The sequence below is a fragment of the Pseudomonas sp. GV071 genome (assembly GCF_003050835.1).
Classification (GTDB): Bacteria; Pseudomonadota; Gammaproteobacteria; order Pseudomonadales; family Pseudomonadaceae; genus Aquipseudomonas.
The window spans coordinates 76,815-101,430 of record NZ_QAOJ01000013.1 but is presented as its reverse complement, the minus strand read 5'-3'; the positions used below and the strand labels follow the sequence as shown (position 1 = coordinate 101,430).

Annotated in this window: 23 protein-coding genes and 1 tRNA gene; 13 read left to right on the top strand and 11 right to left on the bottom strand. The window is 59.0% G+C overall.

The genetic code is table 11. From position 1 onward, the window contains the following. Positions 1-35 precede the first annotated feature (35 nt). Positions 36-1,001, top strand: coding sequence for a hypothetical protein (locus C8K61_RS22250; RefSeq protein ID WP_108098491.1), 966 nt, complete (start codon positions 36-38; stop codon positions 999-1,001). Positions 1,002-1,071: 70 nt separating this feature from the next. On the opposite strand, the gene C8K61_RS22245 is transcribed toward C8K61_RS22250, so the two are convergent. The 6 genes from C8K61_RS22245 to hemA form a co-directional block, all read right to left on the bottom strand. Next, entirely contained in the window at positions 1,072-1,584 is a 513-nt protein-coding gene (locus tag C8K61_RS22245) for an acyloxyacyl hydrolase (RefSeq protein WP_108098490.1), read from the bottom strand. A 155-nt stretch (positions 1,585-1,739) separates the two neighbouring features. After that, positions 1,740-2,534, bottom strand: a complete 795-nt coding sequence (gene murI, locus C8K61_RS22240) for a glutamate racemase (protein ID WP_108098489.1) — start codon at positions 2,532-2,534, stop codon at positions 1,740-1,742. Then, a complete protein-coding gene (locus tag C8K61_RS22235) occupies positions 2,531-3,289 on the bottom strand; it encodes a molybdopterin-synthase adenylyltransferase MoeB (RefSeq protein WP_108098488.1) in 759 nt (252 codons plus the stop codon). Before C8K61_RS22235 ends, murI begins: the two co-directional genes overlap by 4 nt. Continuing rightward, positions 3,282-4,133, bottom strand: coding sequence for a peptide chain release factor N(5)-glutamine methyltransferase (gene prmC, locus C8K61_RS22230; protein WP_108098487.1), 852 nt, complete (start codon positions 4,131-4,133; stop codon positions 3,282-3,284). Before prmC ends, C8K61_RS22235 begins: the two co-directional genes overlap by 8 nt. A gap of 3 nt (positions 4,134-4,136) precedes the next feature. Continuing rightward, complete coding sequence (gene prfA / locus C8K61_RS22225) at positions 4,137-5,219, bottom strand: peptide chain release factor 1 (RefSeq protein WP_108098486.1); 1,083 nt, start codon at positions 5,217-5,219, stop codon at positions 4,137-4,139. Further along, positions 5,216-6,493, bottom strand: a complete 1,278-nt coding sequence (gene hemA, locus C8K61_RS22220) for a glutamyl-tRNA reductase (protein ID WP_108098485.1) — start codon at positions 6,491-6,493, stop codon at positions 5,216-5,218. The genes prfA and hemA overlap by 4 nt, the downstream gene beginning before the upstream one ends. A gap of 199 nt (positions 6,494-6,692) precedes the next feature. Here hemA and C8K61_RS22215 point away from each other — a divergent pair, with 199 nt between their 5' ends. The 8 genes from C8K61_RS22215 to ychF all read left to right on the top strand — a co-directional run bounded on the left by C8K61_RS22215 (position 6,693) and on the right by ychF (position 13,475). Next, the gene (locus tag C8K61_RS22215) at positions 6,693-8,420 is read left to right on the top strand and encodes a tetratricopeptide repeat protein (protein ID WP_108098484.1); all 1,728 of its coding nucleotides are present in this window, start codon (positions 6,693-6,695) and stop codon (positions 8,418-8,420) included. Next, the gene (gene lolB / locus C8K61_RS22210; RefSeq protein WP_108098483.1) at positions 8,421-9,038 is read left to right on the top strand and encodes a lipoprotein insertase outer membrane protein LolB; all 618 of its coding nucleotides are present in this window, start codon (positions 8,421-8,423) and stop codon (positions 9,036-9,038) included. It abuts the gene before it with no gap. Beyond that, the gene (gene ispE / locus C8K61_RS22205; protein ID WP_108098482.1) at positions 9,038-9,889 is read left to right on the top strand and encodes a 4-(cytidine 5'-diphospho)-2-C-methyl-D-erythritol kinase; all 852 of its coding nucleotides are present in this window, start codon (positions 9,038-9,040) and stop codon (positions 9,887-9,889) included. The genes lolB and ispE overlap by 1 nt, the downstream gene beginning before the upstream one ends. A 33-nt stretch (positions 9,890-9,922) precedes the next feature. Beyond that, positions 9,923-9,997 (top strand) — tRNA-Gln (locus tag C8K61_RS22200). Between the two features lie 46 nt (positions 9,998-10,043). Then, the gene (locus tag C8K61_RS22195) at positions 10,044-10,985 is read left to right on the top strand and encodes a ribose-phosphate pyrophosphokinase (RefSeq protein ID WP_108098481.1); all 942 of its coding nucleotides are present in this window, start codon (positions 10,044-10,046) and stop codon (positions 10,983-10,985) included. A 127-nt stretch (positions 10,986-11,112) separates the two neighbouring features. Continuing rightward, a complete protein-coding gene (locus tag C8K61_RS22190) occupies positions 11,113-11,718 on the top strand; it encodes a 50S ribosomal protein L25/general stress protein Ctc (RefSeq protein ID WP_108098480.1) in 606 nt (201 codons plus the stop codon). 31 nt (positions 11,719-11,749) lie between these two features. Beyond that, positions 11,750-12,334, top strand: coding sequence for an aminoacyl-tRNA hydrolase (pth, locus tag C8K61_RS22185; RefSeq protein WP_108098479.1), 585 nt, complete (start codon positions 11,750-11,752; stop codon positions 12,332-12,334). Positions 12,335-12,374: 40 nt separating this feature from the next. After that, a complete protein-coding gene (gene ychF, locus C8K61_RS22180) occupies positions 12,375-13,475 on the top strand; it encodes a redox-regulated ATPase YchF (RefSeq protein WP_108098478.1) in 1,101 nt (366 codons plus the stop codon). 75 nt (positions 13,476-13,550) lie between these two features. Here the strand turns inward: ychF and C8K61_RS22175 are convergent, their stop codons facing one another. Then, complete coding sequence (locus tag C8K61_RS22175) at positions 13,551-14,972, bottom strand: acyltransferase (RefSeq protein ID WP_108098477.1); 1,422 nt, start codon at positions 14,970-14,972, stop codon at positions 13,551-13,553. 341 nt (positions 14,973-15,313) lie between these two features. On the opposite strand from C8K61_RS22175, the gene C8K61_RS22170 reads away from it, so the two are divergent. The 4 genes from C8K61_RS22170 to C8K61_RS22155 all read left to right on the top strand — a co-directional run bounded on the left by C8K61_RS22170 (position 15,314) and on the right by C8K61_RS22155 (position 20,745). Then, positions 15,314-16,285: a glycosyltransferase family 2 protein gene (locus C8K61_RS22170; RefSeq protein WP_108098476.1), complete on the top strand. Its 972-nt coding sequence runs from the start codon at positions 15,314-15,316 to the stop codon at positions 16,283-16,285. Between the two features lie 63 nt (positions 16,286-16,348). Further along, the gene (locus C8K61_RS26775; protein WP_158272533.1) at positions 16,349-17,485 is read left to right on the top strand and encodes a hypothetical protein; all 1,137 of its coding nucleotides are present in this window, start codon (positions 16,349-16,351) and stop codon (positions 17,483-17,485) included. A 75-nt stretch (positions 17,486-17,560) separates the two neighbouring features. Then, a complete protein-coding gene (locus C8K61_RS22160) occupies positions 17,561-19,735 on the top strand; it encodes a hypothetical protein (RefSeq protein ID WP_108098474.1) in 2,175 nt (724 codons plus the stop codon). Continuing rightward, the gene (locus tag C8K61_RS22155; protein WP_108098473.1) at positions 19,732-20,745 is read left to right on the top strand and encodes a hypothetical protein; all 1,014 of its coding nucleotides are present in this window, start codon (positions 19,732-19,734) and stop codon (positions 20,743-20,745) included. Before C8K61_RS22160 ends, C8K61_RS22155 begins: the two co-directional genes overlap by 4 nt. Here the strand turns inward: C8K61_RS22155 and C8K61_RS22150 are convergent. The 4 genes from C8K61_RS22150 to C8K61_RS22135 all read right to left on the bottom strand — a co-directional run bounded on the left by C8K61_RS22150 (position 20,696) and on the right by C8K61_RS22135 (position 24,615). After that, positions 20,696-22,042 carry an ABC transporter ATP-binding protein gene (locus C8K61_RS22150; RefSeq protein WP_108098472.1) on the bottom strand — a complete coding sequence of 449 codons (1,347 nt, stop codon included), beginning with the start codon at positions 22,040-22,042 and terminating at the stop codon, positions 20,696-20,698. The genes C8K61_RS22155 and C8K61_RS22150 overlap by 50 nt on opposite strands. Beyond that, entirely contained in the window at positions 22,032-22,811 is a 780-nt protein-coding gene (locus tag C8K61_RS22145) for an ABC transporter permease (RefSeq protein ID WP_108098471.1), read from the bottom strand. Before C8K61_RS22145 ends, C8K61_RS22150 begins: the two co-directional genes overlap by 11 nt. Before the next feature lie 82 nt (positions 22,812-22,893). Continuing rightward, positions 22,894-23,832, bottom strand: coding sequence for an NAD(P)-dependent oxidoreductase (locus C8K61_RS22140; protein WP_108098470.1), 939 nt, complete (start codon positions 23,830-23,832; stop codon positions 22,894-22,896). Between the two features lie 57 nt (positions 23,833-23,889). Continuing rightward, on the bottom strand, positions 23,890-24,615 hold the full coding sequence (locus C8K61_RS22135; protein ID WP_108098469.1) for a sugar phosphate nucleotidyltransferase: 726 nt from the start codon (positions 24,613-24,615) through the stop codon (positions 23,890-23,892). Position 24,616 lies beyond the last annotated feature (1 nt).

Below are 24,616 nucleotides of genomic sequence, written 5' to 3'. Positions count from 1 at the left end.
GGCGTGTGAACCTCTAACAAAAACAGGTACTTGTCATGCGCCCTTTAATTTTTGCCGTGCTTACGCTGTGCAGCCTGGTGGCTGTCGCGGACGAACAATGGAAACCCTTCCCCTACGACCAGGCCGCCTATGACTACTCGGGCGACAAGCTGCGTCAGGCCTGGCCCCAGCTGACCCGCGGGTTCGGCGACAACTACCCGTACCCCGATGCGGAATGGGTGATCAAGATGGCCACCACCTATCCCAAAGCATTGGAAATGACGGTCGCCGGTGACACCGGCTTTACCGGCAAACCGGAAGAAGCCGAAATCTATGCGCAAAAGCTGCAGAACGTCTGGCGCCTGATGTTCAAAGGCGATTTTGCCCAAGCCAAGAAAGAAGGCCTGGCCCTCGGCGTTGGCGGGCAGATTCCGGCAATGTTCGCCCAAGTGGTGTACGCCATGTTCCTGGTGCCCAATCAGGATGAAAAACACCGCCTGCTGGAAGAAGTGATCGACTACACCGACAAGGCCGGCGAGCTGGTCCAGGCCGATACCGTGGCGCAATTCGGCCGCGTCTATGCCAAGGCACGCCTGGGTGAAGAGCTGTCGGTGCCGGTGGTACTCAAGCGCGGCTACACCAACCAGATCCCCAAGGAGCTGGATGCCCTGCTGGCCAAACAACCGCAGCAGCCGTTCGCCCTGGCGCTGTACGGTGGCTATGAGGCCGGCGTGATTCGTAAGGTCGGCAAACTGGTGGGCAGCATGACCTACGGGGTCAGCGCCGACAAAATGGAAGGCTACTTCGCTCGCTCCTTCAAGCAGTCCAACAACCTGCCCATCGGCCACTACGAATATGCCAACGCCCTGGGCTATGTGTATGGCGATGACGAAGAAGCCAAAGTGATCCAGCACCTGAAAGAGGCGGCGGCGATCAAGCCCATCAATGCCATGGAGGCACTGGAAGTGGCCCATGCCAAAGACCTGCTCAAAGAACATGAGCAGAAGGTGGCGCAGAACTGACCGAACACCTTTCTCGGCGACACAAAAAAGCCCGGCTCAAGCCGGGCTTTTTGCGTTCACAGCGACGGCCTCAGAAGGCCACGCGGTAATGAACGGTATAGGCCTCTACGCCATCGTTAGGCTGGCTGATGCCAGCGTTGGAGTAGTGAATGGCACGCAGACCGACTTCCTGGCCGGCAAAGCGCAGGCCCACGCCCAGGCGGTCTTCGAATTGGAAGGAGGAGCCCAGGTCGTTGTCTTCCAGCTCGGTGTCGGCAAACAGCGCCACGCCAACCCCGGCCTCCACATAAGGGCGGACGTTCTCCCCCGCGAACTCGTAGACGAATACCGGAGCGAAGGACAGGCTGTGATTGCTGGACGTCTTATCGCCCTGCCAATAGGTGTAACCCGCGTCCCAATAGCCGGTCAGGTGCCCGACATCGCTTTCCCACCAGCGGGTACCGAAATCGAACTGGGTGCCAAGGCGGTAGACCATGGTCGACTCACCGGTTTGACCAATGGCAAAGGTGACGTCGGCGGCGCTGGCGGAGAGGGACATACCAAGGGACAGGGCTGCAGTCGCAACCAAGGAAATCAACTTCATCGCAACATCCTTTTGTATCAGGCTGATAACAGATATCTGCGTACGGACTCGAGTATAGAAATCTTCGCTATAAAGAAAAGACTCAGCTGGGCATAACGCATCTGAAAGAACCGCCGCCTTTTCTCAAAGCCTGACGGCCCTGAACCCCCGCGCCACTAACGCAGCAGCGCAGCGACGCTGGCCTCTCTGCCAAGTAGGAGCGGCAGTACCTGAATTAGGTTCGAACTATTTCCACTGGACCACAGTCGGGTCTCGTGCCCAGGGGTTTCGGCCAACAGGTCGCGCTCGCCCAACAGCCGTTGCAGCTGCCGAGCCACCGCCATGCCGGTGTCGATCAGAGTCACCGAGGGTGGCACCAATTCCAGCAACAGCGGCTTGATAAAAGGGTAATGGGTGCAGCCGAGAATCAGGGTGTCACACCCTTCAGCCAACAACGGCTCGACGTAACTGCGCAGCAACTCGCGGGTAGTTGGCGCGTGCAGCTCACCCGCTTCGATCAATTCCACCAGGCCCGGGCATGGGCGGGTAATCACCCGCACATCACTGGCAAAACGGTCGAGCAAGGCGGCGAACTTGGCGCTCTGCAGCGTACCCGTGGTGGCCAGCACGCCGACCACCCCCGTGCGGGTCGCGGCAGCTGCCGGTTTTACGGCAGGCTCCATGCCGATGATCGGCAGTTGCGGGTAGGCCGCGCGCAACTCGTTTATGCCGGCGGCGGTGGCCGTGTTGCAGGCGACCACCAGCGCCTTGGCGCCTTGTTCAAGGAGAAAATCGGTAATCACCGTGCTGCGCTGGCGGATGAACTCCGGCGTTTTTTCGCCATAGGGCACATGGCCGCTGTCGGCGACATACAACAACGTTTCGTTGGGCAGCAGGCGCTGGATTTCCCCCAGCACCGAGAGGCCACCGACGCCGGAGTCGAAGACACCGATGGGCGCCGATTTATTCATACGGGCCCGCACACGGCGCAAGCTGGATCGCGCTTTACCCGCAACTCACGAAAGCGCGAACCGAGGGCATCAATCAGCAACAGACGCCCCACCAGCGGCTCACCGAACCCAGCCAACAGTTTCAACGCTTCCAGCGCCTGCAACGAACCGACCAGGCCCACCAGTGGACCGACCACGCCGGCTTCGCTACAGGTCAGTTCGGCTTCGCTGCCGTGCCCGTACAGGCAGTGATAGCAGGGGCTGCCGGGCTGGCGCGGATCGAACACCGACAGCTGCCCTTCCAGGCGAATCGCCGCCCCGCTCACCAACGGTTTTCCCGCCAGCACACACGCCGCGTTCACCGCCTCGCGGGTACCGAAATTGTCGGAGCAGTCCAGCACCAGATCCACGGCTTCGACCGCCGCCGCCATGCTGTCGACATCCAGGGCCGTGCGGTGCGCGTGCAGCGTCAGGTGCGGGTTGATCGCCAGCAGCCGCGCGCTCATGGAGTCGACCTTGCTCTGCCCGATGCTGGCAGTGTCATGGGCGATCTGCCGTTGCAGGTTGGTCAGGTCGACGGTGTCGAAGTCGGCCAGGTGCAATTCACCCACCCCGGCCGCCGCGAGATACAGCGCCACCGGCGAGCCAAGTCCGCCAAGCCCGACGATCAGCGCGCGGCTGTTTTTCAGGCGCAGTTGGCCGTCGATATCGATTTGACTGAGAAGAATCTGCCGGCTGTAGCGAAGCAGCTCTTCGTCGCTCAGTGAGTCATTCATTACCGTACCGTCCCAGGCTGATTCGTTCATGGCCGCCTAAATCGCGACGACTATCAATGGCTAAAAAGCCTTGTGCTGCCAGCAGCTCACGGACGGCGGCAGCCTGGTCAAAACCGTGTTCCAACAATAGCCAACCACCCGCCACAAGGTGCACGGGGGCCAGCTGAATAATCAGGCGGATATCGTCCAGCCCATCGATACCGGCAACCAGTGCACTGGCCGGCTCGAAGCGCACATCGCCCTCCCCCAGGTGCTTGTCATCGGCACGAATGTAGGGCGGGTTGCTGACGATCAATTTGAACCGCTGCCCGGCCACCGCGCTGAACCAATGGCTTTCGCTGAAGCGCGTATTGCGCAGGTTCAGGCGGCTGCGGTTGCGCTCGGCGAGGGCGACAGCTTCCGGCACCCGGTCCACGCCGGTGACGGTCCAGCCCGGCCGCTCGGTGGCCAGCGCCAGCGCAATAGCACCGGTACCGGTGCCCAGGTCGAGGGCGGCGACGGGGTTGTGCGGCAACAGCTCGAGCGCAGTTTCCACCAGCAGTTCGGTGTCGGGGCGCGGGATCAGGGTGTGCGGCGCCACTTCCAGATCCAGGCTCCAGAAGCCTTGCTGGCCAAGGATATAAGCCACTGGTTCGCCTTGCTGGCGGCGCTGAATGGCGCTCTCGAACTGCCTTAACTGCTCAGCGTTGAGCTCTCGCTCCGGCCAGGTACGCAGGTAACTGCGAGGCTTGCCCAGCACGGCGGCGAGCAGCAATTCGGCATCCAGCTGTGCAGTGTCCGAACCTGGCAGCGCAACGCTGGCGAGCAGATTCTGGATGCTGGACGCGCCGCTGTGGCCGCTCAAGGGTCAGTCCCCCAACGCCGCCAGTTGGTCGGCCTGGTACTCGCTGAGCAACGGCTCGATCACCGCGTCGACGCCACCGGCCAGCACATCGTCCAGGTTATAGAGGGTCAGGTTGATGCGGTGATCGGTGACCCGGCCCTGGGGAAAGTTGTAGGTGCGGATGCGCTCGGAACGGTCACCGGAGCCCACCAGCAAACGGCGGGTGTCGGAGATTTCTTTGTGCGCCGCAGCTTCCTGCTGATCGTTGAGCTTGGCCGACAGCCAGGCCATAGCCTTGGCGCGGTTCTTGTGCTGCGAACGCTCTTCCTGGCACTCGACGACAATACCGGACGGAATGTGGGTAATACGGATCGCCGAGTCAGTCTTGTTGACGTGCTGACCACCGGCGCCGGAGGAGCGATAGGTATCTACACGCAAGTCCGCCGGGTTGATCTCGATGGCCTGCTGCTCATCGGGCTCGGGCAGCACGGCGACGGTGCAGGCCGAGGTATGGATGCGCCCTTGCGACTCGGTTTCCGGCACCCGCTGTACGCGGTGCGCGCCGGATTCGAACTTGAGTTTGGCGTAAACGTTGTCGCCTTCAACACGGGCAATCACTTCTTTATAGCCGCCGTGCTCGCCGATGTTCTCGGACAGAATTTCCACCCGCCACCCGCGTTTCTCGGCATAGCGCGAGTACATGCGGAACAGGTCGCCGGAGAAAATCGCCGCCTCGTCGCCACCGGTGCCGGCGCGCACCTCGAGGAACACGTTGCGACCGTCATTGGGGTCTTTGGGCAGCAGCATGCGTTGCAGGCGCGCTTCCAGATCGACCAGCAATTCCTTGCTGTCGGCCACTTCCTGCTCGGCCATTTCACGCATGTCCGGGTCGCTGTCTTTGAGCAGCGCCTGGGCGCCCTGCATGTCGGCGTTGACCTTGCGGAACTCCAGCAGCAGTTGCACTACCGGCTCGACCTCAGCGTACTCCTTGGAATACGCGCGGAACTTGCTCTGATCGCTGATCACTTCGGCGTCGCCCAGCAGCGCCGTCAGCTCTTCATAGCGGTCGTGGATCATGTCCAGTTTGTTCAGCAGTGACGCTTTCATTGCGGGGTTTTATCCGTGGTGCTCTCGTCGAGCGCAAAGAGTTCCTGAGCCACGGTCAGCGCATCGATGCGCCCGTCAGCCGAGAGTTTTTTCAGTTGCACGCTCGGGGCGTGCAGCAATTTATTAGTCAGGCCGCGGGCCAGTTGCGCCAGCGCCTCTTCCGCTGAAGCGCCATTGGCGAGCAGACGCTGCGCCTTGGCCAGCTCATCGTCTCGCAGGCGCTCGGCTTGCTGACGGTACGCCTTGAGCACATCGACAGCGGCCAGCTCGCGCAGGCGCGACATAAAGTCGCTGGTGCCGATGGCCACCAGTTCTTCGGCAGCCTGAGCGGCACCCTGACGGCTTTTCAGGTTCTCGGCGATGACATCGTGGAGGTCATCGACGGTATAGAGGTAGACGTCATCCAGCTCGCCCACTTCCGGCTCGATGTCCCGTGGCACGGCGATATCGACCATAAAGATCGGCTTGTGCTTGCGTTGTTTCAGCGCACTTTCCACCGCGCCTTTACCCAGAATCGGCAACTGGCTGGCGGTGGAACTGATAACGATGTCGCTATGGATCAGCTCCTGGGGAATTTCCGAGAGCAGCACGGCGTGAGCGCCGAACTGTTCAGCCAACTGGCTGGCGCGCTCCAGGGTGCGGTTGGCGACGACAATGCGTTTTACGCCTTGCTCATACAGGTGCCGAGCTACCAGGGTGATAGTTTCGCCAGCACCGATCAGCAACGCAGTGCTGTTATTCAGGTTGGAGAAAATCTGTTTGGCCAGGCTGACAGCGGCAAAGGCCACCGAAACCGGGTTCTCGCCAATGGCGGTGTCGGTGCGCACTTGCTTGGCGGTGCTGAAGGTGGCCTGAAACAGCCGCCCCAACAGCGGACCGACGGTGCCGGCTTCACGCGCCACAGCGTAGGCAGACTTCATCTGGCCGAGAATCTGCGGCTCGCCGAGCACCATCGAGTCGAGCCCGGAGGCCACACGCATCATATGGCGCACGGCGGAATCGTCCTGGTGCACATAGGCACAAGCGCGCAGTTCGTCGAGGCTCAGCTTGTGGTAGTCAGCCAGCCAGGCCAGCACACCATCGGCAGTCAGGCTGTCCTGCTCGATATACAACTCGCTGCGGTTGCAGGTCGAGAGAATCGCCGCCTCGCGGCTGGCGGTGCGCAGACATAACTGCTGCAATGCATCAACCAACTGCTCCGGGGTGAACGCCACACGTTCGCGGACATCCACCGAGGCGGTCTTATGGTTGATACCGAGGGCAAGAAAGGTCATGCAGGGTCGCTGACAGAATCGGGAAGCCGCCAATTGTCCTACTTCACCAGATTGAGAACAACCACCGCTGACCATTGTCCTAATTGCCGGTAGCCTGACTCGTACAGAGCCAACCATAGATAGGCGCTTGCCCCATGGGTTTTGCCCCACGGCTTGTGTCATGATGCCCAAACCGCAGGTAAGTCGCCCTTTCCTATATATGAATAAATCGTTGCCATTGTTCGCCGCCGTCTTGTTTCTCGGGGGCTGCGCCAGCCTGAGCCCTTCCAGCCAGGACGGCTCACCGCCGGTGGAAGACACCGCGCCGGCTGCCGTTGCCAAACCCCAGGTATACGGCTCGTTCAGCGAGGAAACCCTGCTTTCCCTGCTGACCGCCGAGCTTGCCGGGCAACGCAACCGCTTCGATATCGCCCTGGAAAACTACATTCAGCAAGCCAACGAAACCCAGGATGCCGGCGTCGCCGAGCGGGGTTTCCGGATTGCCGAATACCTGGGCGCCGATGAGCCCGCACTCGAAACCTCGCTGATCTGGGCCAAGAACGCCCCGGACAACCTCGAAGCGCAACGCGCCGCGGCCATTCAACTGGCACGCGCCGGCCGCTACGACGAATCGATGGTGTACATGGAGAAAGTCCTGCAGGGCCAGGGCGACACCCACTTCGATTTCCTCGCTTTATCTGCCGCCGAAACCGACCCGGACACCCGCGCAGGTCTCTTGCACAGCTTCGACCGCCTGCTGGTGAAATACCCGGACAACGGCCAACTGCTGTTCGGCAAGGCCCTGCTCCTGCAGCAAGACGGCCACCCTGACACTGCGCTGCAACTGCTCGAAGAGCAGAAGGCCGCGACCCACGACGTCGCCCCGCTGCTGCTGCGCGCCCGCTTGCTGCAAGGCATGAAGCGTGGCGATGAAGCCATTCCGCTGCTGGAAAAAGGCATCAAGCAACACCCGGACGACAAACGCCTGCGCCTGGCCTACGCACGCCTGCTGGTGGAACAGAACCGCCTGGACGACGCCAAAGCCGAGTTCGCCTCGCTGGTGCAGCAGTTCCCCGATGACGATGACCTGCGCTTCTCCCTGGCACTCGTCTGCCTGGAAGCCGAAGCCTGGCAGGAAGCGATTGGCTACCTCGAAGACCTGGTGGAACGTAACAGCCACGTCGACGCCGCCCACTTCAACCTTGGCCGCGCCTACGAAGAACTCAAGGACCCGAACAGCGCCCTGCAGGAATTCGGCCTGGTCGGCCCCGGCAATGATTACCTGCCGGCGCAGTTGCGCCAGACCAACATCCTGTTTGATCGCGGCCGCAGCAGCGAAGCCTCGAAACTGCTCGCCGAAGCGCGTGACAGCCAGCCAGACTTCGCCATCCAGTTGTACCTGATTGAGGCCGAAGCCCATTCCAGTCGTCAGCACTACGACGACGCCTGGGCAGTGATTCAAAAGGCCCTCAAGCAATACCCCGACGACCTCAACCTGCTGTACACCCGTGCGATGCTGGCGGAAAAGCGCAACGACCTGGCCCAGTTGGAAGCCGACCTGCGCGCCATCCTTAGCCGCGAACCGGATAATTCGATGGCGCTCAATGCACTCGGTTACACCCTGGTGGACCGCACCACGCGCTACGCCGAAGGTCGCGACCTGATCCAGAAAGCCCATAAGCTGAGCCCGGATGACCCAGCCATTCTCGACAGCCTGGGCTGGGCCAACTACCGCACCGGCAACCTCGACGAAGCTGAACGTTTGCTGCGCCAAGCGCTGGAGCGTTTCCCTGATGCGGAAGTCGCCGCTCACCTCGGCGAAGTGCTGTGGGCCAATGGCAAACAGCCGGAAGCGCGCAAAGTCTGGGCCGCCGCTCTGCAAGAACAACCCGACAACACCATCCTGCGCGAAACCCTGTTGCGCCTGACCGGTTCCGAGAAGCTTTAAATGCGTTTGCGCCACCTCCTTGTTATCGGCCTGCTCGCCGCCCTCAGCGGCTGCGCCGGCCTCACCTCTCATGAATCGCTGGAAGGCCAGGGCGACCCGGCCAAATGGCAAGCCCATAAAGAGCGCACCGTCGCCCTCAATGGTTGGCAAATCAGTGGCAAGGTGGGCATTCGCGCGCCCAAAGACTCCGGCAGCGGCACGCTGTTCTGGCTGCAACGCCAGGACTACTTCGACATTCGCCTGTCTGGCCCGCTGGGTCGCGGCGCCGCCCGCCTGACCGGGCATGCTGGCGATGTCACCCTGGAGGTCGCCAATCAGGGACGCTACCAGGCGAACACCCCGGAAGAATTGCTTGAGCAACAGCTCGGCTGGAAACTGCCGATCTCGCACCTGACCTGGTGGATTCGCGGCTTGCCCGCACCGGACAGCAAAAGCACCGTCACCCTCGACAGCGAGAGCCACTTGCAGCGCCTGAACCAGGACGGCTGGGACGTGGAGTACCTCAGCTACGCCGAGCAGAACGGCTACTGGCTGCCTGAGCGCATCAAGCTGCACGGCCGCGACCTCGACGTCACCCTGGTGGTGAAGGACTGGCAACCGCGCCAGCTGGGCAAGTAATGGCAGCTGTACGCCTAACACTGCCGGCACCGGCAAAACTCAACCTCATGCTGCATATCCTCGGCCGTCGCGCCGACGGTTATCACCAGTTGCAGACCCTGTTTCAATTTCTCGATTACAGCGACGAGCTGACTTTCGCCCTGCGCGACGACGGCGAAATCCGTTTGCATAGCGAAATTGAAGGGGTGCCCCACGACAGCAACCTGATCGTAAAAGCCGCACGCCAGCTAAAAGAAAAAAGCGCCTGCCGTCTGGGCGCCGATATCTGGCTGGAAAAAAAGCTGCCCATGGGCGGTGGAATTGGCGGTGGCAGCTCGGATGCTGCGACCACTCTGCTCGGCCTCAATCACATTTGGCAGCTGGGCTGGAGTCTCGATCAATTGGCTGAACTGGGCGTCGGTTTAGGTGCCGATGTACCGGTGTTTGTGCGTGGACACGCCGCATTTGCTGAAGGCGTGGGCGAAGTGCTGACTCCGGTGAAGTTGGACGAACCGTGGTTTCTCGTGGCGATACCGCAAGTATCTGTCAGCACAGCAGAAATTTTCTCTGACCCGGAGTTGACACGCGATACTCCGGCGATTACATTGTCGGCCGTTCTCGAGCGGGGCGGTCGTAATGACTGTCAGTCGGTGGTCGAGAAGCGTTACCCAGATGTTCGTAACGCTTTGATCTTGCTAAACAAATTTGTTTCAGTTAGATTAACCGGCACTGGTTGTTGTGTTTTTGGGAGCTTCCCTAACAAAGCCGAAGCTGATAAAGTCGCGGCCCAACTTCCAGCCTCCCTGCCAGGGTTTGTTGCTAAAGGTTGTAACGTTTCGATGTTGCACCAGCGGTTACAAAAACTGTCCTGAGAAGCGGATGCTAAGCATCCAGTTGCACATTACAGGGGCGTCGCCAAGCGGTAAGGCAGCAGGTTTTGATCCTGCCATGCGTTGGTTCGAATCCAGCCGCCCCTGCCATTTTCTATACTCATCCAGGTATACCCTCAGCCGGCAGGTACTGCGCGTGTCCAAGATGATGGTCTTTACGGGGAATGCTAACCCCGATCTGGCGCGACGTATCGTACGTCAGCTGCATATCCCACTCGGCGATGCCTCCGTTGGAAAGTTTTCCGACGGCGAAATCAGCATTGAGATCAACGAAAACGTTCGCGGTAAAGACGTCTTCCTGATCCAGCCGACATGCGCGCCAACCAACGATAACCTGATGGAACTGGTGGTAATGGCTGATGCCTTCCGCCGCTCCTCGGCTACTCGAATCACAGCCGTGATCCCCTACTTCGGTTACGCCCGTCAGGATCGCCGTCCGCGTTCTGCTCGCGTTGCTATCAGCGCCAAAGTGGTGGCTGACATGCTGACCGTCGTCGGTATCGACCGCGTTCTGACTGTTGATTTGCACGCCGACCAGATTCAGGGTTTCTTCGATATCCCGGTAGATAACATCTACGGTTCGCCAGTACTGGTGGACGACATCGAAGATCAACGTTTCGAAAATCTGATGATCGTGTCCCCGGACATTGGCGGTGTAGTGCGTGCTCGCGCTGTCGCCAAATCCCTGGGCGTGGATCTGGCCATCATCGACAAACGTCGTGAGAAGGCCAACCACTCCGAAGTGATGCACATCATCGGTGATGTTGAAGGCCGTACCTGCATCCTCGTGGATGACATGGTCGACACCGCCGGCACACTCTGCCACGCGGCCAAGGCCCTGAAAGAACACGGTGCTGCCAAGGTTTTCGCCTACGCAACCCACGCTGTTCTCTCCGGTCGTGCCATCGAGAACATCGAAAATTCCATGCTCGACGAACTGGTGGTGACCAACACCATCCCGTTGTCGGCAGCTGCTCAAGCCTGCAAACGTATCCGCCAGTTGGATATCGCGCCGGTAGTCGCTGAAGCGGTACGCCGCATCAGCAACGAAGAATCGATCAGCGCGATGTTCCGCTAAGGGCTAAACCCCTGGCTGCATAACGCAGAACGAAAGTGCCCCGCCTCGTGCGGGGCTTTTTGCCTCACCGCCTACCATTGCCGGTCGCAAGCAATGCAGGCGGCGAAGTTTATTTTGGAGATTCACCATGACTGATTTTGCCCTGAATGCTGAAGTGCGTTCCGACCTGGGGAAAGGTGCGAGCCGCCGCCTGCGTCGTCTCGCCGCCCAAGTTCCTGCCGTAGTTTACGGCGGTGACAAAGCTCCTGTTTCCATCACTCTGCTGGCTAAAGAAGTAGCCAAACTGCTGGAAAACGAAGCTGCCTACAGCCACGTAATCGCCCTGTCCGTTGGCGGCGCGACTGAAACTGTAGTGATCAAAGCGCTGCAACGTCACCCAGCTAAAGGTCACGTACTGCACGCTGACTTCATTCGCGTAGTGGCTGGCCAGAAACTGACCGTTCACGTTCCATTGCACTTCATCAACCAAGAATCTTCGGTTGGCGTGAAGCAGCAAGGTGGCGAAGTTTCCCACACCGCCGCTGAAGTTGAAGTTTCCTGCGAGGCTAAAGACCTGCCGGAATTCATCAACGTCGACATGGCCAAAGTAGAAATCGGTCAGATCGTTCACCTGTCCGACCTGGTCGTACCGGCTGGCGTTGAACTGGTTGCCCTGGCGCATGGCAAAGACCTGCCAGTTGCCAACATCCACGCTTCGCGCGTACCGAAAGAAGAAGAAGGCGCAGCCGAGTAATCCTCGCTGGGTCTAAGGAAGGGCTCCTGTCGTGACTGCCGTACAACTGATCGTCGGCCTGGGTAATCCAGGCGCTGAATACGAACAGACCCGGCATAACGCAGGGGCCCTTTTTGTTGAGCGTCTCGCCGCGGCCCAACGGGTCAATCTGGTGGCAGAGCGCAAATTTTTCGGTCTGACGGCTCGTTTCAGCCATCAAGGCCACGATATTCGTCTGTTGATCCCCACTACCTTTATGAACCGCAGTGGCCAGGCGGTTGCAGCCATGGCCAGTTTTTACCGCATTCCGGTAGACGCCATTCTGGTAGCCCACGACGAACTCGACATGCCACCGGGCGTCGCCAAATTCAAACAAGGCGGCGGGCACGGTGGCCACAACGGCTTGCGCGACATCATTGCGCAACTCGGTAATCAGAATACCTTTCACCGTCTGCGGCTTGGCATTGGCCACCCCGGTGAAGCCAGTAAGGTTTCCGGCTTTGTTCTGGGTCGTGCGCCACGCGCCGAACAGGAGAAACTGGACGCCAGCATCGACTTTGCCCTTGGCGTGATGCCAGAGGTTTACGCCGGGGAATGGAACCGGGCGATGAAACTTCTGCACAGCCAAAAGGCTTGACCACTCTTTTTAGCGAAATTTCTTCCGCGAGGATTACACCATGGGATTTAACTGCGGCATCGTCGGCCTGCCCAACGTCGGCAAGTCCACCCTGTTCAACGCCCTGACCAAATCCGGTATCGCGGCAGAGAACTTCCCGTTCTGCACCATCGAACCGAACAGCGGCATCGTGCCGATGCCCGACCCGCGCCTTGACGCTCTGGCCGCCATCGTCAACCCCAAGCGCATCCTGCCGACCACCATGGAATTCGTCGACATCGCAGGCCTGGTAGCCGGCGCCTCGAAAGGTGAAGGCCTGGGCAACAAGTTCCTCGCCAACATCCGCGAGACCGACGCCATCGCCCACGTGGTGCGCTGCTTCGAAGACGAAAACGTGATTCACGTTTCCAACAGCGTCGACCCCAAGCGCGACATCGAGATCATCGACCTCGAACTGATTTTCGCCGACCTCGACAGCTGCGAAAAACAACTGCAGAAAGTTACCCGCAACGCCAAGGGCGGCGACAAAGACGCCGTTGCGCAGAAGGCCCTGCTGGAACAACTGATCAACCATTTCACCGAAGGCAAGCCCGCGCGCAGCCTGATGAAGAACTGGGGCGCCGACGAAAAACTGATCGTGCGCGGCTTCCATCTGCTGACCACCAAGCCTGTGATGTACATCGCCAACGTCGCCGAAGACGGCTTCGACAACAACCCGCTGCTCGACGTGGTGAAAGCCATTGCCGAGGAAGAAGGCGCGATCGTGGTGCCGGTGTGCAACAAGATCGAAGCGGAAATCGCCGAGCTCGATGACGGCGAAGAGAAAGACATGTTCCTCGAGGCCCTGGGCCTGGAAGAGCCGGGCCTGAACCGCGTGATCCGCGCCGGCTACGAAATGCTCCACCTGCAGACCTACTTCACCGCCGGCGTTGAAGAAGTCCGCGCCTGGACCGTCCGCGTCGGCGCCACCGCCCCGCAAGCCGCTGGCGTGATCCACACCGACTTCGAAAAAGGCTTTATCCGCGCCGAAGTGATCGCCTACGACGACTTCATCCAGTTCAAAGGTGAAGCCGGCGCCAAGGAAGCCGGTAAATGGCGCCTGGAAGGTAAAGAGTACGTGGTCAAAGATGGCGACGTGATGCACTTCCGTTTCAACGTCTGACCCCACCGTTCCCCGCTACACCAAACCCCTTGCCGGCTCACGCCGCAAGGGGTTTTTGTTTTTCCGGCACATCGACTATTGAGGCGCACTGCCCGCCTGCTTGTGGATCGCGTCGCTCACCTCTTCCTGGGTCTTGGCGATGATCAGGCCAGGGGTAGCTTCATAGTTGGGGCCACCCCACTCGATAGGGATGCCAAACGCGATGCCATAGAACCTGTCGTTGTAATTGACGATGTTGTAACGCAGCACTTGTTCGACCTTTACCAGCCTGGCGGGCGGTGCTTGCAAGGGTGAGTACATGGTCAACCAACCGATATAAATACAGACCGCCAGCGTCATCGCCCCTACCCACTTCAAGGGTGTTGCCGGATGCAGGGGTTGCCTGGAAGAAACTTGAGCGACAAATCGGCGCTGCCGCCACCTGTCAAAGGGCACCTCGATTGCTACGCAGGCGAATCCGGCCACAAGCAGCGAAACAGTCAGGATCGTTATCTGAGCGGCGTAGCTTCCCTGTGCCAGGCCAGTTTTCCCCAGTACGAGACCAATGACCAAACCGTGGACGATATAGACGGGATAACTGAAGTCTCCCAGCCAACGGTCCACACGGTTGTTTTTCCACAGCAGAAATACAAACGGCAGGCACAGGGCAAAGGCGCCATAGCGCAGCCACAACGCGACGGTGTCATAGCCCGTAGCCTTCTCAATGATTGGGTAACCTTTCACGGCCATCACGTACAAAACGCCACTCAGCAGCAGCAGATTTACCGGCAGGGCAGCCTTGTTTGCCCAGGCGCGCTGATTCACGTGCCGATAGAGGTAATAAGCCAGACTGCCCATCAGGAAGAAACACAATACCGAGGGGAAGAAATAGTAGCCCCAGGCCAGCGGATTGAAGGTGTCTGCCAGCGGCCGAAACGCCGCACGGACCAACAGGCTGGCAAGAAAGAGAACGACAATTCGGCGGCGACTGTGCACTACGAAGGGAGCTAGCAGGTAAAACAGCAGCTCGATGGCGAGCGTCCAAGCCTGCCCGATCAGCATCATGCTGTTGCCGAAGTAGGCCGTACCGAAGTGCCCCGCCATAAACGCCGTATAGCCATTGACGTCATGTTCAGCCAGCGAAAACGCGGTCAGCTGATGCCAGTCCTGTCCGAAGATGAACAGGTTCATCCAGACCAGGCTGAGCTGCCCCCAGAAACCATGCCCCATATTGGCGGTAAAGACACTCGGTGTATGGGAAACGAAATACCAGAGCACCACGGCCAGCACCACGGCCAGATATACCGGAAAAATCCTGAACGCCCGCGACAGGTAAAAACGGGTGATCCATGGCCCTTCGGCCATTCGATATTTCTCATTGATCACCAGGGTCATGTAAAACCCCGAGACCATAAAAAAACCGATCACTGCAACGGAGCCGTGCAGCCAGTGAAAAGGAGATTGCGGTATGTGATGGAAGACCACCGACAACGCCAGAAACAACCGAAGTACGCCCATTCTTGTCGATTCCCTTCCTAGAACGTATGGAGTCTCGCTCACCGAGCCAACTCAGGTAGTTGCCCAACGACGCGTACATGAATTCCATGACGGCCGCACACTCGCAGAAAATCATAGCTGGCTTCTTCCGTTAACCAAGCGCAGCAGCCTGCACAGACCGCCCTGGCTCTTGGGCCAAACAATTTTCCGGTCAGCGCGCATGGAGTTTGCCTACTTCCGCTTTCAGTTCGGTAACCAACGGCTAAGCTGGCAAAAGCGATCTAAGCCCTGCTTCTAGATCAACCGGGCATAAGACGGATCTTCGGCTATGTTTGATGGGATACCTGACAGGAAAGAGACACATGGACGCCGGGCTATCCGTCGCTACACACACTTCGATGCCAGGGAAAAAGAAAGCCACTGTTGAAGTCGTGCAAATATCGCTGTTATTGCCGACTCGTGGCCGACCGGAACTGGCCAAGCGCTTTCTAGAGAGCGTAGTAAAAACGGCAGAAGCACTGCACGCAGTGGAAGTCATTCTGTATGTCGATGACGATGACACGGGCAGCCATCATCTGGATGGGCGCGCGTTGTACACGCACCGTATCATTGGCCCCAAACAATCGATGGGGGCCTACAACACCACCTGCTTTCGTGCCTCGAGAGGGCAGATCATTGTCTTGGTCAACGATGATATGGTGATGCGCACCGTCGGCTGGGACACTGCTCTACGTGCAATGGACGAGCGTTTTTCCGACCGGATTTACCTGGGCTACTGCAATGACCTGCTGAAAAAGGGCGGCCTGGCGACCTTCCCCATACTGTCGCGCAAAACCTGCGAGTTATTGGTTGACCCCTACCCCGCCGCCTACGCGGGCGCCTTTATCGACGTTCATCTGTTCGACATCTTCAAACGCCTCCAGCATCAGGGCTTTGATCGTTTTATTTATTTGAACGATGTGGTCTTTGAGCACCTGCACTACCGAACAGGCAAGGCGGCTTACGACGACACGTATAAGCAGCGCGGCCGCTTTCAGGATGACTCGATCTTTATTTGTTTGAGTACCGCTCGGGCTACTGCCGCTAATCGTCTTCTGCGCGCACTGAATGGACAGCCAGCAGACACGACTCCGTCGGACACAGCAGTCGAAGCGCCGCTTGCACCGGGCCGCAGCCCGTTGCTTTTTTACTTCAAACGCCTCTTTCTTGATTTCGACTTGCCGCTGCGCTGGCGCATCTATCTGTGGATCTGGTTCACCCTGCGCCACTCCGCCGCCCATGGGCTATTAAGGTTTGTGGTCAAAGGTGGGGGCGAACCTAAGTTGTCCGAGTGATAAGTGACGCACCCCATACAACAAGGAGCCGGCGCGGGATAAGCTTTTTAGGGAAGTACGGATATGGCCTGGTTCCACTTTTGCACCGCCAACCACAACAAAGTAGGTAGATCGACCCTGAGCGACATGGCCGCCTGGTTCGAGGCTGGCTTGCTTGAGCTCGGCCATAAGGTGACGTTCTCCGAAACCTCGGTGGAGCGCTCCGCTATCAATCTTTTTTGGGAGTACTTCGAGCCAGGAATGCGCGAAGAACTGCTTGGCGCGGGTGTCGACTTCGGCTTGATCGCCACCGAACTTCCAGACGGCCAGGGGTTTAATTGGCGCAGCGATCCCACGTGGACAACCCGCTTCAACTGCTTTGTCGAAATAGCACCGCACGCGAAATTTATCTGGACGATGATTGAAAGCTCGGTGCAGTTCTACGCTCAGTTCTGCCCAACCACCTTCATCGAACTGGGCTTTTCAGAACGGCTTATTCCCGGCGGCCTGAACAAGGCCCCCCATATTGATTTCTGCTTTTTTGGCCTGAGAACGCCCTATCGGGAGACGGTGGTTAGCCAACTGGAGAAACATGCAAAGGTTGTCTGGCCCCGGGGTTTGCTTTCACCTACCGCCATCGCCGAGCTGATCAGCAACAGCCGCGTGGGGCTTAACTTCAAGCAGTCCGATCAATGGCCCATCCCCTCACCAACGCGCCTGGGACGATTGATGATGGCCAAACGGGCAGTAGCTGCCGAGTACGTTCCCGTCCCGACTCGGCAGGGCGATATCGCCGGGATATGCCCACAAACCGTACCGTTTCACGAGCATGCGCTGCATATCCTGGATACGGATTGGCGTGAAAAAGCCGAGAGAGTTTTCCAACGCTACCAGGCGGAAATGCCAATGGCGCTGATTCTGGAGCAGGTACTGGATAAAACGCTCAACTACCGCACCGGTAGTTCTGAGGCGAAAACCATCCCCATTAAAGTCGCCCCCCCAGTAATGGTCGGCGAAGACTCCACCTGGAATTTTTTTCGCTGGAAAGATGAGTACTACTCGCTACGAAAAACACTAGGCCCCGTCGAGGTCAGGCTGGGGGGGCAAGCGTTGCAACACATCCACGGCATGGAAAACATTCTGTGTGCCAACAGCTTGAGCGAGCTCTACGAAATGGCGGAAAAAGAGTTAAGTCGCTCGCTTGATGTTCAGCAGCAATAGCAGCCAGGTGATAAGGGGCCACTCGCTTACATGTTCACAGCCAACTAGCAAAGCAACCTCGCTGCGGAGAAATAAATGAACGCACAGTTGTCAGTGGCAGCTCCCTGGAGCTTGACGCATTACATGCCGTTGAATGGCTTCCACCCGCTGTATCGCGCACTGTTTGAGTCCAAGCCCGAATGGGTGACGCTATCGGCCTGGGACAATATCAAGCTATCTCGCAAGCTCCGCAGCGAGCATGATTTCAGAAAAGATTTATTGCAGGAGCTGGCGCGGGATAAAACCCGACTTGGGCCGCGCGCGAGCCCCGTACAAAAGGGCTACTTCAAGCACTTCTGGCAGGCCAACTTCACCCTGACACGGTTGCTGCCAGGAGAAATCGAGTTTCACCATACGGCGCCCTTCCCCAGCCTCAAGCGCCCTTTTGTGTTCCATTGCGAGGCCTTTGCTCCGATATTCTTTCCGCTCGCGCACCAGGGAAGCGGTGGCTTCGATTCGCGTGAAGTGAAACAGGTGCGCGATCACTACCGAGCGATCTTCGAGCATCCACTGTGCCTGGGGATTTTTTCCCATATACCGCAGACACTCGACGATATTCGCCGTTTCTTCTTATCACCGATCATCGACAGCAAATTACGCGCATCAAGAATTGGTCTGCATGGCAGCGACGCCACACCATCGGCGGTGGACAAAAACGGTTTGGATGCGCCGATCTTGCTGTTCGTCAATTCAGCGAACCAGAACCCCAAGAATTTTTTCCTGCGCGGTGGGCACCTGGCCTTGCGCTACTGGCAACGCACCTACCCGGAACCAGGTGCCGGACGTCTGATCATGCGTTGCGCTCGGCCCCTCGATAGCGAGCTTGCCGAGTACCGCGTTGATCTGCAGTGGCTGCGTCGCCATGAAGGTCGCTCGGTCATCTGGATCGAGAACTACCTGAGTGAAGGCGAACTCGACGCTCTGATGCAGGCGGCGCACGTTCTTCTGTTACCGAGCGTCTCCCTGCATTCGGTATCCATTATGTCGGCGATGGCCGCAGGCGCCGTGCCGGTAGTGTCAGATACCGTAGGCACGGATCGCTATGTCGCTGATGCGGTCGATGGTGTGGTGCTGCGCGGCATCTATGCGAATAACTGGCGGCACGATGCGGACACCGGGTTGGTCTTCAATCGCTTCCAACGTAGCCATGAGCTGGAAGATGACCTGGTCGAGCAACTGACGGTGCGGGTGGGCAGGTTGCTGGCCAATCCAGCCGAGTATGCGGCGCTGCAACGTGCAGCCTTGTCCAAAGCGCGTGATGCGTTCTCAGGCATACAGTTCTGCCAGGATTTCTGGTCGCAGGTTCAGCAGTGCTACGAGTCCGCTTCCGACTCTTCCCTGAGCGTAGATAAAGCAAACCTGAGCGCACGTAGGCCGCTACAGATGTCCAGTTGCCTGGTGGATACAGGTGACTGGCCACGCCTGTTTACCAGTGCGCCGCAACCAGTGCCACGCCTGGATGCCGGCAGTGGTGGGGTGACCGAGTTGGGCGGGTGTGTGATTTTTAACCCCAGCGGCGGCCCGATGCCGCTATATCACTGGTCGCCGATTGCCCGGTACATCGACCACGGAGCACCGTCACTCACGTTCGCCGCCAGCATCAAAGGACTAAAAGGCTGCTATTTGATAACGCCGCCCCTCACCCACTTTCCCCGGCACAAATTCCATCTGCTGAAAGACCACATCGCCAATGTGCTGATGCCCTATCCGCGGCTGTTCTCCGCCGCAGTCATTTCGCTGAATGGGTTACGTCGGGCACGCCGTGTGCTCGGGCGCATACTGCCCGGCAACGACGCTGTAACACCGCCTCAGAACAGATTTGCGTCGTTTGATATCCAGTTGGTTGCGGCGAATATAAAAGGGCTCAACGTCATCCGCCATGGCGATATGTTCTATGCCATTTCGCCTTCGGTCGGGGAGTTCAACCCTGAACTCGCCGAAGCCGGGAAATACGACCCCTGTATGGTGGGAACCACCCTCAAAGACCTACTGCGCAAACTGGAGGAGTTGCCGGGGGGCGACGATGTCGAGGTGGTGGAGAAAGCGGTGGCAGGTTTCAACCTGGTTCGCTACGGCAGCGTCTTTTACGCAATCCCGGAGTTGGAGGGCGAGTTTGATATCGCACGCGTTCAAGCCGGCTTTTATAGCCGCATCCATTCAGGACAGTCCGCAGACACCGTGAAAGCGGCGATTATCGAGAGCGCACTATGAATAACGAACGAACGTTGCCCCGTCTGCATCTGTGGGTCTACAACCACCCCATGGTCGGTATCAGCGATCAGGTGGAGTTCTTTTTTCTGCTGATGCAGCAGCATGGCTACCGGGTTTCCATGAGCCGCAAGCCGCGGCTTGATGCCTTGAATGTGGTGATCGAAAACTTCTCCGAAAGAACCAGTCAGATACTGATCGAGTTCTGTCAGCGAACCGGCAAGCGGGTGGCGCTAATCATGACCGAGCACCTGGATCTGCAGGGCGGCGACCTGTTTATTCACGGCGAGCCACTTTGGAACAACAACGACTATATGCACCCCGCCACCCAAGCGGCACGTATCAAGAACCTGATGGACTGCTTACCTTGCCTGCGTGCTATCTGGGTGCTGGGTGATCTGCCGCAGCTGATCGGCTCCGACCGCATGTTTCCGGGCATACCGATTCGAGCCTTACCGTTTCCCTCATTAGCGCGGGGAGATCTTGCCGGACAAGCGCCCCAGCATGACTTCGTATTTACCGGTGGACTGACCACCTTTCGCAAGCAAGTCCTGCAGTCGGTGGCAACGCGCCATACGCTGACGCATACGACGCACTTCCTGTCGCGTAAAGGTCGGGATCAGCTCAACGCTTCAGCCCGGATCGTCTTGAATATTCCTCAGCGGTCCGAATGGCGCTGGCTGTCGCTGATGCGGATCATCGCCGGCTTACGCTGCGGACGGGCGACCATCTCCATCGGATCCAATGACACGTCGGCTATCTCGCGATGCTGTTTTCAACTGGATGCGAACCAGTGGGAGAAACGCATCGACGAGCTGTTGAACACCTGGCCCGAGTTGTATGAGGAGGCCCATCAGCGTTATCAGGCCATGCAAACCGATTTCCTCGCTGAAAACGGTTTTCCGGCGGACTTGATCGAGTACTGGGCCTTGCTGGAGAAGAAGTCGCTGCTGGCTACGCCGCTCACAACAGATGCTCTTGCAGACCGGCCACTGACAGAACCTCATGTTTGACCTGCAGATTGGCAAAGCCCACCACTCCGGGCGTCTGCGCGATTCTGAGCACCGCCAGGGAGCGCCTGACGTCGAGAAATCGGTCTTCGCTGGCTGACGGCTGAGTGCAGCCCAGGTCGAGAAAATATTCGCCCCCGACCAACGCCGTGTAGAGCGAAAAACGCACCACCAGGCACTCCCCCGCCCTGGCCGACAGCAAAGGCGCCTCCCGCATCAGCAGGTTGGTGCCGAACACGTAAGTGCCGTCGAGCGAGACGATGGCAAAGCCGACGGACACGTTCTCCAGCGTTTTGTGGAACAGCACTTTGACCATCAGATCGACCGTCTGCCCCGAAGGGACTGTGGCCGGATCCCGGCAGCCGTTGGCCATGATTTCAAAATCCACGATCTTCACTTCGCCGCTGCCCAACCGGGTTTCGTGCGCGTTATACGAAGGCTTGTCACAAATCACATCGCCCGTGCTGCTGAGCAAGTGCAAGGCTTCACCCTCGTCGCCAGGAGCAATCAGGTGCTCTGCATCGCCCGGTTGCGATGGCAGCGCGGCCCCGCCGGAAAGCAGATCCTGATAGTGGTTAACGGCATCGACAATCGGCCCATCAAACGACATCCGCCCCTGCTCAAGCACCACGCCCCGATGGCAGAGGCGCAAGACGGTATCGACACTGTGGGAAACAAACAGGATGGTCTTGCCCTGCTCGACGAACTCGCGAACACGTTGAAAACAGCGGTGCTGAAATTTCGCGTCACCGACACTCAACGCTTCATCGACGATCAGAATTTCGGGCTCGACGTGAATGGCGGCGGCAAACGCCACGCGCACAAACATACCGGATGAGTAAGTTTTCACCGGCTGATCGAAGTGCTCGCCGATCTCGGCAAACGCTTCGATGGCGGGCATCTTCGCTTCCATCGCCGCGCGACTGAAACCCATGATCGAGCCGTTGAGAATCACGTTTTCCCGGCCGGTGAATTCCGGATTGAAGCCGGCCCCCAACTCCAGCAACGCGGAGATTTTGCCCTGCACGGCGACGCTGCCGGTGGTCGCTTGCATCACCTCACAGATGATCTGCAGCAAGGTCGATTTTCCCGAACCATTGCGGCCCAGGATGGCAATAAACTCGCCCTTGGCCACCGTGAACGACACGTCATGCAGCGCCCAGAACTCTTTGTGGTATTGCTTGCGCAGCGGATGCAGGCTTTCGATCAAGCGCTCGCGCGGCGAGGAGAACAGGCGAAATTTCTTCGACACGTTCTGCACGCGGATAACCGGCTCTTTGGCCATCGCGTCAAAGGACATCGGCAAATTCCGGTTTCAAGCGTTGAAAGACAAAGGCGCCGAGAAACAACAGCGTCAGGGTCACTGCCCAGAACACCAGGGTCTGATCCAAAGGCGGCCAGGTGACGGTGGGAAAGATCAGCGTGCCGCGATAGCCCTGCACGATGTAGTACATCGGGTTGTAGACCATCCACTGCGCGATAGGCGCCGGCATGATCTCCAGCGACCAGACGATGGGCGTGCTCCAGAACCACAGGTTGAGGCCGATGGTCAGGGCCTGACCGATGTCACGGTAAAACACCTGCAACGCCGCCAGCAGCCAGCCCAAGCCCAGCAACAGCAAGCAGGTGCACAGCAGAAAATAGATAAACAGCAAGCGCTCGGGCGCCAGCGGCACCTGGTAGAGCAGCATCATGGCACCGAGGACGAGCAGAAATATGCCGTGGGGAATCAGCGCCGCTATCACGTGAACCAAGGGCAACACTTCGGTGGGAAACACGGTTTTTTTCACCAGGTGGGCATTGCCGGTGATCGAGTTGGTAATCGCCGGCAACACCTCGCTGAAAAAGAACCAGGGCACCAGCCCGCAGACGAACCACAGGATAAACGGCGTATTCACCGGCGCCTGGGCACGGAAACCTACGGCGAAGACAAAATAAAACACCACGACAATCGCCAGCGGGTGGGCCAGCGCCCAGAACATGCCGCCAAGGGTGCCGATATAACGGCTCTGCAGCTCACGCATGGCCAAGGCCAGAATCATCGAGCGATGGCGGGCGGCGTCGCGCAACAGTTGCCTCGCAGAAAGATGGCTAGCCAAATCACAGTCCTTTTTTGTCGAAGCCCGGGTCTTGTCGAAACCCGCACGGCGGTCAGACGTTGCCGTACACCATGTTCTTGATCATGGTGAAACCTTTGATCAAGTCCTGGATGCCGTCATCCAGCGACATGGACGTGCGGTAGCCGGTCGCCTCCAGCTTGGCGTTGGAGACTACATAATTGCGCTGGTCCTGATCCTTGCCGACCGGGGCGTCGAGAAACACGAAATCCGGGATCTGCGCCTGAATGCGCTCGCACAGTTCACGCTTGGAAATGTTCGCGTCCGACAAGCCGACGTTGTAAATCTGCCCGGTCATCGCCGAGAAGTTTTCCAGGCCATGCAGAAACACCCGCGCCACATCGCGCACATGAATGTAGTTGCGTTTGAAGGAGCTCTCGAACAGCACCACAAAACGGTCATGCACTGCGCGGTAGGTGAAGTCGTTGACCAGCAGGTCGGTGCGCATCCGTGGCGACATGCCGAAGACCGTCGCCAGACGGAAGCTGATGGCGTTCTCGCGCTGCATCAGCAGTTTTTCCACTTCGACCTTTTCCTTGGCGTACTGCGAAATCGGTCGCAGCGGCGACTCCTCGCTGCAGAAGTTGTCGGCATCGCCGGTGCCATAGGCGCTGTTGGTGGTGGGCATCAGCACCACCTGCTCGGGAGACAGCAGACGCAGCATCATCGCGATCGCATCGTGGTTGATGCTCGACGCGCCAACCGGGTCGGCGTTGCACATTGGCGCGCCCACCAGAGCGGCCAGCGGAATCACCACGTCGGCCTTGCTCAGCAGCGGCTTGATTACGCTTTCCAAACGGATATCGCCTTTCACCACGGTGAAATTGGGCGCATGGCAGACATGGTTCAGGCTCGCCTGCTTGAACAGGAAGTTATCCAGCACCGTGACCTTATGCCCCGCCTCCAGCAATGCCGGCACCAGCGTCGACCCCAGATAACCCGCCCCACCGGTCACGAGAATGTTGTGGCTCATCGTCTGCTTCCTTTTTATAAAAACGGTAAATGCCTAAACGACCCGAGATCAGGCCGCTCAGGCGTGCGATTCAGTGGCGGCCAACACCTGGGCGGCCCGCTGGTAGTCCTGTGGAATGCCGATATCGATAAAGGCGCCGTCGACAGCGAAACCCGACAGCGCGGCCCCCGACCTCAGCAGGGTCGGCAACACCTCATCTTCCAGGGACACTGCCTGACCCGCAGTGAACGGCAGCCCGGCAAGACTGCTGCGCCGTACCCAGTAGACGCCGCCATTGGCCAGGCAACCGGGCGACCCGCGCTGAGACGCCAGCGCGACGATTCGCTGCCCTTCATCCAGTTCCAGCCCCATGTAACGGTTCGCCTCCTCCGCGCGAAACAGCGACAGCGTCCAGTCCACCTGCGTTTGCCGGGCAAAGCCATCCAGGGCGGCCAGTGGCACGGCAAAAAACGTATCGCCGTTGAGCAACAGGAAAGCGTCTTCTCTCCCCAGTTCTGCGGCGGCCAGCAGCAAGCCGCCACCGGTGCCCAAGCGCTCGTGCTCGATGGCGTAGTGCACCTGCGCAGAGCGATAGGCACTGCCGAAATGCGCGGTAATCACTTCGTACTGGTAACCCACTGACAGGATGAAACGGCTGATGCCCTGGTCGATCCAGTAGTCCATCAGCCACTCGAGAAACGGCCGGCCGTTGATCGGCGCCATGGGTTTGGGCACCGCCGACACGACACTGCGCAAGCGCGTGCCCAGGCCGCCAGCGAGAATCACCGCGGTAGTGACCGTCATC